Raw genomic sequence first — 12080 nt, 5'->3', positions numbered from 1 at the left:
TTGTTCACGGAACGTCTCATCGCACTTCAAAATGAGACGGATCTTCAATGTCCGGGAGCGGGTTAGAAGAAATCCGGAAGAAATTCTCACAATGAGGCGTACTTGTTCGCAGGAGGGAGCGCTTTTTTATGCAATAAGAGCGATTTGAGGACCAGCATCATTGGCGAAACACCTCGACAAAGGGAGGTCTGGTCGGTACAAGTGCGCCTCTATGAAAGAAGGAGTATCTATGAAATTGAATCTTTTTGTTGCTGCGGCGGCTGCTTTGTTGCTGGCGTCTTGCGCGCCAAAGAATCAAGCGAATGAAATCGCTTCTGGTGGTGCGGATACAGCTATTTTCGGTGGCGATGATGTGAACGTGAACGACGTTGTTGCAACAACGACGGTCGGTCTTTACAACACAAAAGCCGGCTATCTCTGCACGGGCTCATTGTATGGCAAAAACATGGTGATCACAGCGGCTCACTGCCTTGAAGGCGATGCAAAGAATCTTCAAGTTCGATTCGGCGTTGATATGCGTAAGCCAGCGTTGGTTCGCCAAGTGATCGCGGGTCAAAGAAACACTCGTTACACTGGTAAAATCCAAGCTAATATGGGCGACGTTTCCGTTTTGAAGTACGAAGGCACAATTCCACCGGGCTACACGACAGCTCCTATCCTGACGGACTACTCTGTTTTGTCTAAAGGTTCTAAGATCGTTGCTGCTGGATATGGCATCAGCGCTCCAAGCCGTGGCAAAGGTGAGGGCATTCTTCGCAAAATCACTTTGAAAGTAAAAGATCCAACTTACTCAGCAACTGAAATCGCTGTCGATCAAAGCATGATCAACGGTGTTTGCAGTGGCGATTCTGGTGGTCCTGCTTTTGTTAAAGGCAACGACGGCCGTCTTTACCTCTGGGGTGTGACAAGCAACGGTGCGGGTCTTCCGGTACTTCGTCCCTGCATGTTCTTCGCAGTATTTACTCGCGTCGATACATACTTGCCATGGATCAACGAGACTGCAGGCAAACTGTAGTTCTTGTTATTACAATCTAAAAATAAAAAAAGGCTCTGGGATCACCAGAGCCTTTTTTGTTTTTATCGAAAGCTTACGAACTATTTCGTGGCCGCTGGTGCCGCTGCCGGAGGCGCGACAGGTTCAGGCGCTTTAGCCGGCTCTCGCAAAACGATTCTTGCATAGAGCGGGAAGTGGTCAGAAACGCCTTCTTTTTTCTCAGGCTTAAAGCGTTTTGGATATTGACCCCAAACATGAATCGGATCTTTATTCACGACCGCGATCGTCTCAGGCTCTAACTTATAACTAGCGTTGCCCTGATCGCCCATATTTTTAGAGAACATCAAGACATCTAAGAACGACCATTCTCTGCGGTAGTTATGAGTGCCGTCGCATTTTTTGCAACCGACAAGGTGAGAAACCATCGCTACCTTCGAAAAATCATCATGGAAGAAGCGCGCATCGACTTCTTCGTTGTGTGTGATATTGAGGTCACCGCTCGCAATCACCATGCCTTTTGCTGATTTTTCAGCAATCAGCTTTGATAAGTACTCAACGGCCTGTTCGCGCCAGTAACGTGGATTGGCTTGAGAAGGGAAGTGCGCACCAAGAACGGTTAAAGTTTCGCCGTTAGGAAGTTTCAACTTCACTTCAAGGATACCGCGGGACCTTGCCATCCACTCTTTGTCATGATCGTTCTTAGGAACATAAGGAATTTTGTGAAGTTCCGGAGTGCCTACGGTCGGAAAGCGCGACAACAAAGCAATATCAATACCGCGCTCATCCGGCCCCTCGATCAACACTTGCGTCTGATAGCCGGCCTTTGTGAGATACTCTTTATTAAGCCGGCCCAAAATACGATCGTTTTCGACTTCTTCCATCACCAGGATGTCAGGGCCTTGGCCATCAACACCGAGAATAATTTGGGAAACGTTTTTCAGTTTTGTATTCACAACCTCATCACTCCAGTCGAGGTTCATGCACTCTTCACGGTAGTTGATTTGGTTCATCTTCGCACACAGAGCTTTGTGTTCTGGTGTCTGCTTTTTTGCGAGAGGAAGATAGGTTTGATCTTCACGGTTCTCGTCATGAATATTATCGAAGAGGTTCTCGACGTTGAAGTTCATCACGCTGATTTCATTTGCAGCCTTGGCTTTGCCGCCAAGATCCACCGCGGTGGGAGCCGTGGATTTCGGTGCAGAAGTCGTGCACGCCAGAATGAAAAGAGTGGCTGTTGATGCTATAAAAACGGGCATTTTTGAGAGTAAATTTTTCATAGGCGCCCAGCATGGTGGAGTTTTTAGAGGGGGGCAAGCAGTAGTTCCGTCAGGAATTGGTTATTATGGAAAGTGTTGCATTGTGTCGACTGCCAAAATATGGCATAAGGCCTGAAGATTTTGTACGACGACCGTACAACTCAAGCAGCGGGGGATTCATGGTTTTGTGGCGTTCTCTTCTAGTAACAGCGGCTTTAACTTTGGGTGCCTTTGCCGCCCAAGCCCAAGAGGGTACATCGGGTATCCGTATGGTGGAAGCCGGCCCAGCGCCCGTTTCTCCTTGGGGTGTCAGCTTCTTCAGTTTGGCAACAGCTCCACAAAATCAAATCGGCCAAGGTGCTTCTGTTTTTGCTTACAACTACCTCGCGTTGAACTACAAATTCACTAAAACACAACGCCTGTCGATCCGCCCCGTATTCCAGTACACGTCTCAAGGAACTGACAACCGCGGCAACCAAGTGACTAACGACGGCACGGTTTTGGGTGATGCACACATCGTTTACGCGGATTACGAAATCGCCACTCTCGGTCCTGCGAACGTGTCTACAAGCTTCAAATTCTATGCGCCTACAAGTGACTCTTCTCAGGCGACTGGCATGATCATGAAGTTCCGTCCAGAGACTTTCATTTCAATGAACATCGGCCGCTTCGATTCTTTGACTTACGCAATGAAGCCTGACTTTTACGTTCAATCCCGCTTCTCTAACTTCAATGCTCGCGGCCAAGAAAACACCACAAAGGTTTTCGAGATCGAGCACTACGTGGAATACGGTTTGAGCTTCAATAAGACGTTCACTTTGAAGCCGTCTGTTGGCTTCATCGATACATTCTACAATAAATCACAAAATCCACGCGTTAACTCTCGCGCAACAAATGCCAAGCTGGCTTTGGGCCTGGATATCTATGCAATGAAGGGTTTGAGCTTCACCGTCAGTGCTGAGAACAAGTTCTCAGTGGCGGACCGCCGCGATGACGTTGCTGTCGGCCGTCCAGAAGAGAACAACGTTCTCTTGATCACGAACGCCTCGTTGTAAAACTAAAATCTAAGAATTCAAGAATTTCGGCCTCGAGATCAATCTTCTCGAGGTCGTATTTTTTTGGGGCTCCGTACATCACGTCTCCACAGATCGGAGCGCCCAAAGCCGACAACTGCGCACGGATCTGATGCGTGCGTCCCGTGAGCAACTCAATTGTCACTTCTTGCTCATTCTCTTCTGCAAAGTCAGTCACCGTTAAAATCCGTAACTGGCATTCTTGCCAGGTGGGCTGCGCTTCAGTGCTCACAGTCTTTGGCGCGCGTGGGGAAGGCTCCATGTAGTGCGTGACAAGGCCAGCTTGAAGTTTGCGGCCGTGGACTCGGGCGCGATAGAATTTTTTAACTCCGCGGCTGGCGAGCAGGTGATTAAACAATGATAAGAACTCGCGGTTCCGCGCCAGCACAAGAAGACCGCTGGTGGGCACATCGAGGCGATGGGTGACGAAGACTTCTTGTTGCAAATGTGTTGATAAGTAGACTTGCAAGTTTTCAAGGCAGTTATCAACACTCGGATGCACGGGGAGAGCTGCCGGCTTATTGACGACGACAAAATTTTCGTCGCTAAAAATAATTCGTTCATCCCAGTTGTAGTCATTCGCAGGAAAACGTCGAGGTTTGGTGTGAACGCGAATATAAGCGCCCTCAAGGATTTCCTGATTTTCGCGCGTGCGTTCACCTTCAAGATAAATACTTCCTAATTTTAGAAGCTCTTCAATTTCAGAAAATGAAATTTCAAGGCTGCTTATTAAAATATCATTTAATAAGCCAGACCTTGGACTGAGGATGTGTTTAACACCATACTCAAATCCGTTATTATATTGATTCACAAGTTTGTTATCGCTCTGCATGACCTTTTGTTGTGATAGCACACCGTGACGATTATGTTCAAGTGGTGCAATAAAGGCCATAGTAGAAATCATAGGAGCCCGAAGTTTTGAGCATTTTCCAAGAGCCTATATTCCAGTGGTTATCTCAGTACGCGTATCAGCCAGAACTCGTTTACGCAGCTCTTATTGGCATGATGCTGATGTCGGCGATCGGTCTTCCGCTTCCGGAAGAAGTGACGCTTGTAAGTATTGGCGTACTTGCATTCATGGGTAGCAATCCTCAGCACTTCCCACCGCCCTATGAAGGCGCGCCGGTCGTGAACATGCATACAGCCGCCATTGTTGCGGTGATTGCGGTCTTTGGGGCGGACTTCCTCATCTACATGATAGGCAGGATCTGGGGGCGGAAGGTGCTGCAAAAGCCTTTCATGCAAAAGATTATTTCTCCAGAAATGATGGGCAAGGTTGAAACCTGGACAAAGAAATACGGTTCATGGGCCTGCGGGATTTTCCGTTTTACTCCGGGCATCCGTTTCCCGGGGCACTTAGCTTGCGGTATGATGCATTTCCCGATCTGGAAGTTTGCGCTGATTGACGGTATTGCGGTTCTGATCAGCGTCCCAACGCAAATTTATTTGCTCGCAATCTACGGCGAACCCATCATCAAGCGCCTGCACCAATTCAAGATGGTTCTCGCAGGCATCATCGGAATCCTGCTGATCGCCTTCCTCGCAAAGAAAATCAAAAACTACTTCATCAAAGAAGAACAACAAGAGAGCCACTAAAAGGTACCAGGTCGCTTTTCGGAATTGACTTTGGGAATGAAGACTTAGCTGCAAGTACTGAACAAGTAAGAATGTCTTCGTTACGGGAACCTGACGGCCTGGACGGCCGGCAGGAAGCGGAGCTCGAGGCGGACCCGAAGGGAGGCGAAGCCCACCCTCGATTCTCAGGATGTAGAAAGAAGTGCGGAGCCAGCAAAGCTCACTTAAGCAGCCGAAGTGCCACCGAAGATATCAGAATCATCCACTTCGCAGCAGATGCTCAAATTGCCAGCCTTGAAAGTCGGGCGCTTTTCAAGGTCGTGCCAGAAGATCTTCTCATAGCCATATTCCAAGCCAAAGAGTTCTTCGCGGATCTTAAAGAGGACACCAGCTTCTGAGCCGAGCAACCAGTCAGTTTGTACCATATACAGAGCATCTTCGAGCTCGGAGTGATTTAAAGACGTCAAGAAGCTCTTAGGCAGTTGCTCAACGAGGAAGTAAGCATTGTGAGTGTATTGCTCAAACGCTTTCTGCATTGGTGCAACCAAGAGCTTATCAATGCGGGTGTCGTTCTTCTGCGCCGCAAACGGCTGGCTTAAACGTTTAAAGTTCAAATACAACAAAGCATCGTGAACAACATAGTCAGGCTTGTGAAGATAATCTGAAATCGCATCCACTTTCACGGCTTCAAACGTCGCATCGTGAGTGTGAGCGTTGTAGTCCAAAGCAATCAGTGAGCGCAAATGGAACAAGCAAGAGAAAATCTGCAAAAGCTTTTCGTTCAAGCCTTTAGAGAAGTGCAGACCGAAGTTATAGATCAAATGCGTGCCGGATTTGTTTTCAAAATGAGCAATCGCATCGTTCATTGCAAAAAGCTCTTTCAAATCCAAGCCCCATGGCTTTTGCGCATTCGTGATAATTTCTGTCAAAGAATTTTCCAAAGCAGCCACGAGTTTCGGGTCGGCTTTCGGAGCTTGATCTTTCAGAGAATTCACACGAGCCGTCGTGCGCTGGAAAAGTTCATAATGAGGATCGAGAGCACGCCAAGCTTCGGCACAGAAGTTGTAATTCAACTCTGGGCACATGAGCGGGCTTTTTAGAAAGTCATTCATTTTAAAGAGAGAAAGTCCCACAAGCGCATCCGCCATGTATTTAAACGGTGCTGTCTGTGTCCACTTTTCGTGGCTTGTTGGATTCTTCCAGAACTCGAGTTTTGTCGGCTTCGCGATAGGGCCTTTTTCAACAACGATTTCGTAACCAAGCTGGATTTTGTCTTTTTTCATTTTCTCTCCGTGAAAACAAATACAAAGCTTTCTATTGGAATCTTATCGGTAGCATCAAAGATTGTATGAGTCGGGAATTGTGGTAATTTTTTGAACATGACTAACAACCAGTGGATCGATGCCCATTGCCATTTAGCGGACCCGCGCCTAGAAAACTCGCTGGACGAAGTGATTCGCGAAGCCGAAAGTCTAGGGATTAAATTCTTCATGCAAGGCGGAGTCGGCCCCGAGGACTGGCAACGCCAGCGTGACCTCGCTAAGAAATATCCGAATAAGCTCGGCCTGTGCTTTGGCCTTCACCCTTACTGGGTGGCCGCCCACGATGAAGAGCTTTGCGAGATCGCCCTGGATCAGCTCGCGCCGATCCTACCCGAGGCTCTGGGGATCGGAGAGCTCGGCCTGGATTTTCGCCCGCATATTATGAAGGACTCTAAAGTCCGCCAAATCAGCGTGTTTGAGCAGCAATTAGAACTCGCCGAGGCCACACAAAAACCGATGGTTTTGCACCTGGTGCAGGCCCACGAGGAGAGCCTTAAAATCATGGATGTGTGGGGCATTCCGGCGTCCAAAGGCCTCGTTCATTCGTTTAATGGCAGCTGGGGCAAGGCTCAGGATTTCCTGAAAAGGGGCTTGTGTTTATCTATTGGCGGGCCGGTGGTTTGGGCCCAGAATGAAAAACTTCACGAGGTGATCAAGCAGATGCCCCTGGAATTTTTACTGCTTGAGAGCGACTCTCCCGATCAGCCACCGCCACGGTTCAAACAAAGCTTGAACCAACCGGCCTCTTTGTGGGATGTTGCTGGCAAAATCGCTGAGATTCGTGAAATGCCCAGCACCGAAGTGCTGGAAATCGCTACACAAAACTTTAAGAGAGTGTTCCGCCTACCGGCGGACGAACGTGGAAACTGAATATGATGGAAACGAACACACAAACTGAGACCCTGAACCCTGTTCAACCGGAAGAAACCAAATACGTATTGCACCGTCGTTTCGACCGCATGGGGCGCCTTGTGGGCGACGATGCAATGCTGAAGCTCTTTAAGTCCCACGTGATGATCATCGGTATCGGCGGCGTGGGTTCATGGGCTGCGGAAGCGTTGGCTCGGTCTGGCGTGGGTAAAATCACGCTCGTAGATTTCGATGAAGTTTGCATCACGAACGCCAATCGTCAGTTGCATGCCATCCAAGGCATGGTCGGCAAAAAGAAAGCCGAAGTCATGGGCGAGCGTCTTCGCAAGATCAATCCGCAGATGACTGTGGACGTGATGCCGATGTTCTACAATGCGGAAAACTCTGAAGCGATTCTTTCACGTCAGCCGGACATCATCGTGGATGCGATTGATAACCTGACGGCGAAAGCTCATTTGCTCAATACTTGCCGTACACAGAATTTGAAAGTGATCACGAGTGCGGGAGCTGCGGCACGCCTTGATCCAATGCAGATCAAACGCGCGGACCTTGCAGACACTTACGGCGATCCCATGGCGCAACAGTTGCGTAAGATTCTCCGTCAAAAATACGACTGGCCTTCAAAAGGTGGCTTCGGCATTCCGTGCGTGTTCTCTGACGAAGAGCCCATCCAGCCCGTTGAGCTTAAGTACGACAATGGCGAAGGTTTCAAATGCGTTTGCCCGCAAAATCAAAACAACTTGCACAGCTGTGAACATCGCAATGTGATCTGGGGAACGGCGAGCTTCGTAACGGGAGCTTTCGGTCTTAATATCGCGTCGTGGATTGTTCAAGAAGTGGTGAAGGCATGAGTCTCATCATCTTCTTCGGCGGCGTCAGTATCGTGATCATGGTGGGAATTGGTGTTGTGATTCATGGCTATCGCCATCACTACCTTGAGGCCCAAAAGAAAAAGGCCGAACAAGTCGGCCCTTAATTCAAAAATCTAAAGTCTGTTTCCAGATTTAGTTTCCTTTACAGATATCGTCTGCTGAACGGCCGACGATATTGTTGTGCTGATTTTCGATCGTGATCGGCGCCGTCGGAGCGTCCGTCAAGCTTGCGACACTGGCAGCTTCAAAAGTCACAGTGCCTTTATCCATGTTCGCATCAAACTGAGCAGTTCCCAGTTTACGGATCATCACACTCCAAGTTGTTGTCACGTTCCAAGCGCCATCTGTTGTCGTTGGGTTGCTGGTGTCCCAGTGACCTGGTTGATCAGAAAGGGCCGCAAACCAAAGAGCTTTGTAAGAGTGATCGGCATTCAGATAAATATTCACCAAGTACGCAGGTTTTGCTTGGGTTGCAGGCACGACAACTGTGACCCCGTTAAATGCCAAGTTATTCGTTTCACAAGAGCCAACTTGTTTGTAGATAAGCTTGTTGTTCAGAGCCACTTCAGGACGACGATCCCAGGCGCCGCTGGCCTTTTCAGCCGCAACACGTTCTTTGACTTCGTCACTGGCTTTGCGGATGCCACAAGCTGAAGTTAAAACAACTAAAGATAACAATAGAAGGTTTTTCATAGTTCCACCCCACGGTTGGCTGTTACGGACCAATATAGCAAAGGCCCTTTCTGTTTCAAGCGCTAAATCTCTTCTTCCAAAATCGTATAATCATAGATGTCGACGGTCTTCGTTCTGGCATAGGTGTAGATTTTAAGTTGGCCAGATTTGATATGAGCCCGTGAATCGCCGGTTTTCAAAACGCCACTGCCGAATTTACCATAGTTTAATTTACAAGCGACACCATTGAAATCGCACATGGTTTTTAAAATTCGCAGAGATTCATTAATGCGGGCAACAGAGCTACGCTCACTCAAATAAGAGACATAGTTGTAGCAGCTGGTTCTGCGAACAGCGGCAGATTCTGTTTTGGATTCACATTTGGAGCGAGAAACTTCTGGATTCTCCGTTGGCTTTTTTACAAGCTCCTCGGGCGGTGTTTCGAGTGCGGTTTTCCAGCAGTTTTCACCGGTGCACTCAATCTTCCAGCAAGGGCCGGTGTTGTTATCGCAATACTGCGCGCGCACCTTCATGCCGTCGTCGCGAGCCTCGGCGAGCTCCGTATTCACGGCAAAGAAGGACTGCGTTTCCTCGGGACTCATTTTTACAGAATTAGTCGTGCAGGCCGCAAGCCCGAGCAAAGATAGTAGGACAAAAAAATTCATTTTCATTGGATTCTCCCCAAAGTGTGATTGTTCGGGGAGCCATTACAGCAAAGACATTGCCAGCCTCAAATCGCAGGAGTTGCATCTGAGCGCTGAAAGGCGCGGATTTTTCTTAAAATTAAGAGAATCTGTCTTAAAACGTGGACAAGTTCTTACTGAAAGCCGTTGGCGCGGAGGGAGCTGCCGGGCTGGTTATTTTTACTGCGAAGCTCGCTGGCGAAGCTTTCTTTGAGCTCATTGCGAAGGGCGGCTTTTTCGGTCACTCGTGGCGCAGAAGGAGTCGTTCTTTCATCCAAGAAGCCAACGGGAGCCTGAGTGCGAGAGTAGTTGCTGCCGGTGGCGGCTGTGCCTTCCGAAGTCATGCGTGCTTCCGCCATTTGAGCGCGGCGGTTGGCCGCTTCAGTTTCTTTCATTTTATCGATCATTTTTTTCGTTTCAATACGGGTGGCGAGATCGGCTTCGCTGGCTTCAATTTGCGAAGACAGGCGCGAGTTGGCTTCATAGAGTTCATCGCTTGAAAGCGATTTCACGGAGCGGCAGCCACTCGCGGTTTTCACGAAGCCTGCAACACATTCCGGAGCCGCCATCGGTCCCGTGCTCTGGCAGGCCACCAAAACGAAGAAAGAAATAAAGCTAAAGAGTGAAAGCTTTCGCATAAACATCAGCTTCTTGAAGTGCAGAGCCCGTGCCTGTATCTCTGCGGATTTAAATAGGAATGGGGAATGCTCAAGCGAGGATTGTCATCCGCGTGCTGGAATTTTAGACGTCTCAAACCGAGACGGGGCCTTTTGCCTAAAACTAGGGCTTGTCTTTAGCTTTGGTTCTGGTATGACTTAGGGCTTCAAAAAAAGAGGGCTAAGCTATGAATACCAATGGAGTTATTACCAAGTTTATTGATCACCACTATCGCCACTTCAACGCTGCGGCTTTGAAAGACGCTGCTGTTGGTTACAAAAAGCATATCGACAATAAAGGTCAGATGCTTGTGACTTTGGCGGGCGCGATGTCGACTGCTGAGTTGGGTTTAAGCCTTGCTGAAATGATCCGCCAAGGTAAAGTTCACGCGATCTCTTGCACAGGTGCAAACCTTGAAGAAGACGTATTCAACTTGGTGGCTCACGATCACTACGTTCGCATCCCGAACTACCGTGATTTGACTCCACAAGATGAGCAAAAACTTTTGGAAAAGCATTTGAACCGTGTAACGGACACTTGCATTCCTGAAGAAGAAGCTATCCGCCGTATCGAGAACGTTGTTTTGGAATACTGGCAAGAGGCTGATAAAAAAGGGGAGTCTTACTTCCCGCACGAGTTCATGTACAAAATTCTTCTCTCTGGCAAATTGAACCAGTACTACCAAATCGATCCAAAAAATTCTTGGTTGTTGGCGGCTGCTGAAAAAAATCTTCCAATGGTTGTTCCGGGCTGGGAAGACTCTACTTTGGGCAATATCTTTGCCGGTCACTGCATTAAAGGCGACATCAAAAAATCAACCACTGTTAAAGGTGGTATCGAGTACATGAAGACTTGGGCTGAGTGGTACATGGGCGCTTCTAAAAAGAACCCAGTGGGCTTCTTCCAAATCGGTGGTGGTATCGCGGGTGACTTCCCAATCTGCGTAGTGCCGATGCTTGAGCAAGATTTGGGTCATGAAGATGTTCCATTGTGGAGCTACTTCGCTCAGATCTCTGACTCGACAACTTCTTACGGCTCCTACTCAGGTGCGATTCCAAATGAGAAAATCACTTGGGGTAAACTCGCTCCAACAACTCCAAGCTACATCGTAGAATCAGATGCGACGATCGTTGCTCCTCTGATTTTCGGTTACGTTTTGGGCTGGTAGTGCCCTACAGGCAGGAGGTGGAGGCCCGGCGGGCCGACCCGAAGGGCAGCGAAGCTCAACTGGACTATGCCCAGCTCTCACTTCCAAAATAAAAAAACTAAAAAGGCTTCGTAAATTCTTACGAAGCCTTTTTTATTTCTTAGTTGCCGTCCCAAAGATGCATGTTTTTACATGTGATGCCACACTCACTGAACCAGTGACCGTCCCAACACATTTTTGTCGTAGGCTCATAACCCATAGGGCAGGTACGACCGTCACCGCACATACCGTTTGCAGGTACTGGGGCATTCCCCGGACATGGATCAACGTACTCTTGGCCTGCACCTACGCGCAGGGGTACCAATACATAAGCAGTCTCTGCTGCTAGAGCCGAAGTGGCGAACATTACCATCAATGCAGACGCTAAAAACTTTTTCATTCCAATCCTCCTTATGGATTTGTTGTCGTGAAATAAGTTTTAATGTTTGGCAGTGATTGAACTCACGTGACACTTCGGTAATGCGTGTTTTGACAAATCTTTTCTGTTGCCGAAGACAACGAACCACTTAAAGTGATCCGTCAGTGTCCACCGCTGCCGCGATAAATCGATTCACACACAGTTCCGCAGCGATAGAATTTTCCTTTCGTGCGGCTCCAGCAGTAGCTGGCTTGTCCATCCCAGCCCGGAGGACATTCCTTTGTATCACTCCAGCAAGTCTCTGGATGGCGCAGATACTTCGAATTGCAACTACGATACATGGGTTGCAGTTCTTGATCGTAGTATTCATTGGCCTCAGCGATATAGCCAAGGCCCAGCATCACCAACAGGGCGGTAATAAGCAGCTTCATAAATCCTCCTATGGAATGAGAAAATGCTAGGGGAAGGCTGTCGAGGGCCTGCGAGGGAGTGGTGTCGATTTAGTCAAACCCCGCTAATTTGTTGCCTATGTGAAGCGGAA

General features: G+C 48.5%; 14 protein-coding genes. 6 read left to right on the top strand and 8 right to left on the bottom strand.

Annotated elements, in window-relative coordinates; translation table 11 throughout:
- The first annotated feature begins 229 nt into the window (after positions 1-229).
- The gene (locus tag JSU04_04755) at positions 230-1015 is read left to right on the top strand and encodes a trypsin-like serine protease (protein ID MBS1969589.1); all 786 of its coding nucleotides are present in this window, start codon (positions 230-232) and stop codon (positions 1013-1015) included.
- Between the two features lie 80 nt (positions 1016-1095).
- On the opposite strand, the gene JSU04_04750 is transcribed toward JSU04_04755, so the two are convergent.
- Entirely contained in the window at positions 1096-2271 is a 1176-nt protein-coding gene (locus tag JSU04_04750) for an endonuclease/exonuclease/phosphatase family protein (protein MBS1969588.1), read from the bottom strand.
- A 158-nt stretch (positions 2272-2429) separates the two neighbouring features.
- On the opposite strand from JSU04_04750, the gene JSU04_04745 reads away from it, so the two are divergent.
- Positions 2430-3305: a hypothetical protein gene (locus JSU04_04745; GenBank protein ID MBS1969587.1), complete on the top strand. Its 876-nt coding sequence runs from the start codon at positions 2430-2432 to the stop codon at positions 3303-3305.
- Here the strand turns inward: JSU04_04745 and JSU04_04740 are convergent.
- Positions 3286-4155: an RluA family pseudouridine synthase gene (locus JSU04_04740; GenBank protein MBS1969586.1), complete on the bottom strand. Its 870-nt coding sequence runs from the start codon at positions 4153-4155 to the stop codon at positions 3286-3288. The two genes, JSU04_04745 and JSU04_04740, sit on opposite strands and share 20 nt — an antisense overlap.
- A 170-nt stretch (positions 4156-4325) precedes the next feature.
- Here JSU04_04740 and JSU04_04735 point away from each other — a divergent pair, with 170 nt between their 5' ends.
- On the top strand, positions 4326-4919 hold the full coding sequence (locus JSU04_04735) for a DedA family protein (protein MBS1969585.1): 594 nt from the start codon (positions 4326-4328) through the stop codon (positions 4917-4919).
- Positions 4920-5122: 203 nt separating this feature from the next.
- On the opposite strand, the gene JSU04_04730 is transcribed toward JSU04_04735, so the two are convergent.
- Positions 5123-6181 carry a hypothetical protein gene (locus JSU04_04730; protein MBS1969584.1) on the bottom strand — a complete coding sequence of 353 codons (1059 nt, stop codon included), beginning with the start codon at positions 6179-6181 and terminating at the stop codon, positions 5123-5125.
- A 96-nt stretch (positions 6182-6277) separates the two neighbouring features.
- Between JSU04_04730 and JSU04_04725 the strand changes: the two genes are divergently transcribed.
- Both JSU04_04725 and JSU04_04720 read left to right on the top strand, forming a co-directional pair.
- The gene (locus tag JSU04_04725; GenBank protein ID MBS1969583.1) at positions 6278-7090 is read left to right on the top strand and encodes a TatD family hydrolase; all 813 of its coding nucleotides are present in this window, start codon (positions 6278-6280) and stop codon (positions 7088-7090) included.
- 5 nt (positions 7091-7095) lie between these two features.
- A complete protein-coding gene (locus JSU04_04720; protein ID MBS1969582.1) occupies positions 7096-7941 on the top strand; it encodes a tRNA threonylcarbamoyladenosine dehydratase in 846 nt (281 codons plus the stop codon).
- 153 nt (positions 7942-8094) lie between these two features.
- On the opposite strand, the gene JSU04_04715 is transcribed toward JSU04_04720, so the two are convergent.
- The 3 genes from JSU04_04715 to JSU04_04705 all read right to left on the bottom strand — a co-directional run bounded on the left by JSU04_04715 (position 8095) and on the right by JSU04_04705 (position 9955).
- The gene (locus JSU04_04715; protein MBS1969581.1) at positions 8095-8655 is read right to left on the bottom strand and encodes a hypothetical protein; all 561 of its coding nucleotides are present in this window, start codon (positions 8653-8655) and stop codon (positions 8095-8097) included.
- A 62-nt stretch (positions 8656-8717) separates the two neighbouring features.
- Positions 8718-9305: a hypothetical protein gene (locus tag JSU04_04710; protein ID MBS1969580.1), complete on the bottom strand. Its 588-nt coding sequence runs from the start codon at positions 9303-9305 to the stop codon at positions 8718-8720.
- Positions 9306-9451: 146 nt separating this feature from the next.
- Positions 9452-9955, bottom strand: coding sequence for a hypothetical protein (locus JSU04_04705; GenBank protein ID MBS1969579.1), 504 nt, complete (start codon positions 9953-9955; stop codon positions 9452-9454).
- 206 nt (positions 9956-10161) lie between these two features.
- Between JSU04_04705 and JSU04_04700 the strand changes: the two genes are divergently transcribed.
- Positions 10162-11142, top strand: coding sequence for a deoxyhypusine synthase family protein (locus JSU04_04700; protein MBS1969578.1), 981 nt, complete (start codon positions 10162-10164; stop codon positions 11140-11142).
- A 139-nt stretch (positions 11143-11281) separates the two neighbouring features.
- Here the strand turns inward: JSU04_04700 and JSU04_04695 are convergent, their stop codons facing one another.
- Both JSU04_04695 and JSU04_04690 read right to left on the bottom strand, forming a co-directional pair.
- A complete protein-coding gene (locus JSU04_04695) occupies positions 11282-11560 on the bottom strand; it encodes a hypothetical protein (GenBank protein MBS1969577.1) in 279 nt (92 codons plus the stop codon).
- Positions 11561-11700: 140 nt separating this feature from the next.
- On the bottom strand, positions 11701-11970 hold the full coding sequence (locus JSU04_04690; protein ID MBS1969576.1) for a hypothetical protein: 270 nt from the start codon (positions 11968-11970) through the stop codon (positions 11701-11703).
- Positions 11971-12080 lie beyond the last annotated feature (110 nt).

The organism is Bdellovibrionales bacterium, assembly GCA_018266295.1.
Taxonomy (GTDB): domain Bacteria; phylum Bdellovibrionota; class Bdellovibrionia; order Bdellovibrionales; family Bdellovibrionaceae; genus JACMRP01.
This window is presented reverse-complemented; position numbering and strand designations above follow the sequence as displayed.

Excerpts from the sequence above, each read along its gene's own strand:
- JSU04_04715 (MBS1969581.1), bottom strand. The coding sequence starts at position 8,655 with ATGAAAAACCTTCTATTGTTATCTTTAGTTGTTTTAACTTCAGCTTGT.
- JSU04_04740 (MBS1969586.1), bottom strand. The coding sequence starts at position 4,155 with ATGCAGAGCGATAACAAACTTGTGAATCAATATAATAACGGATTTGAG.
- JSU04_04735 (MBS1969585.1), top strand. The coding sequence starts at position 4,326 with ATGATGCTGATGTCGGCGATCGGTCTTCCGCTTCCGGAAGAAGTGACG.
- JSU04_04700 (MBS1969578.1), top strand. The coding sequence starts at position 10,162 with ATGAATACCAATGGAGTTATTACCAAGTTTATTGATCACCACTATCGC.
- JSU04_04720 (MBS1969582.1), top strand. The coding sequence starts at position 7,096 with ATGGAAACGAACACACAAACTGAGACCCTGAACCCTGTTCAACCGGAA.
- JSU04_04695 (MBS1969577.1), bottom strand. The coding sequence starts at position 11,560 with ATGAAAAAGTTTTTAGCGTCTGCATTGATGGTAATGTTCGCCACTTCG.
- JSU04_04745 (MBS1969587.1), top strand. The coding sequence starts at position 2,430 with ATGGTTTTGTGGCGTTCTCTTCTAGTAACAGCGGCTTTAACTTTGGGT.
- JSU04_04710 (MBS1969580.1), bottom strand. The coding sequence starts at position 9,305 with ATGAAAATGAATTTTTTTGTCCTACTATCTTTGCTCGGGCTTGCGGCC.
- JSU04_04750 (MBS1969588.1), bottom strand. The coding sequence starts at position 2,271 with ATGAAAAATTTACTCTCAAAAATGCCCGTTTTTATAGCATCAACAGCC.
- JSU04_04705 (MBS1969579.1), bottom strand. The coding sequence starts at position 9,955 with ATGCGAAAGCTTTCACTCTTTAGCTTTATTTCTTTCTTCGTTTTGGTG.
- JSU04_04690 (MBS1969576.1), bottom strand. The coding sequence starts at position 11,970 with ATGAAGCTGCTTATTACCGCCCTGTTGGTGATGCTGGGCCTTGGCTAT.
- JSU04_04755 (MBS1969589.1), top strand. The coding sequence starts at position 230 with ATGAAATTGAATCTTTTTGTTGCTGCGGCGGCTGCTTTGTTGCTGGCG.
- JSU04_04730 (MBS1969584.1), bottom strand. The coding sequence starts at position 6,181 with ATGAAAAAAGACAAAATCCAGCTTGGTTACGAAATCGTTGTTGAAAAA.
- JSU04_04725 (MBS1969583.1), top strand. The coding sequence starts at position 6,278 with ATGACTAACAACCAGTGGATCGATGCCCATTGCCATTTAGCGGACCCG.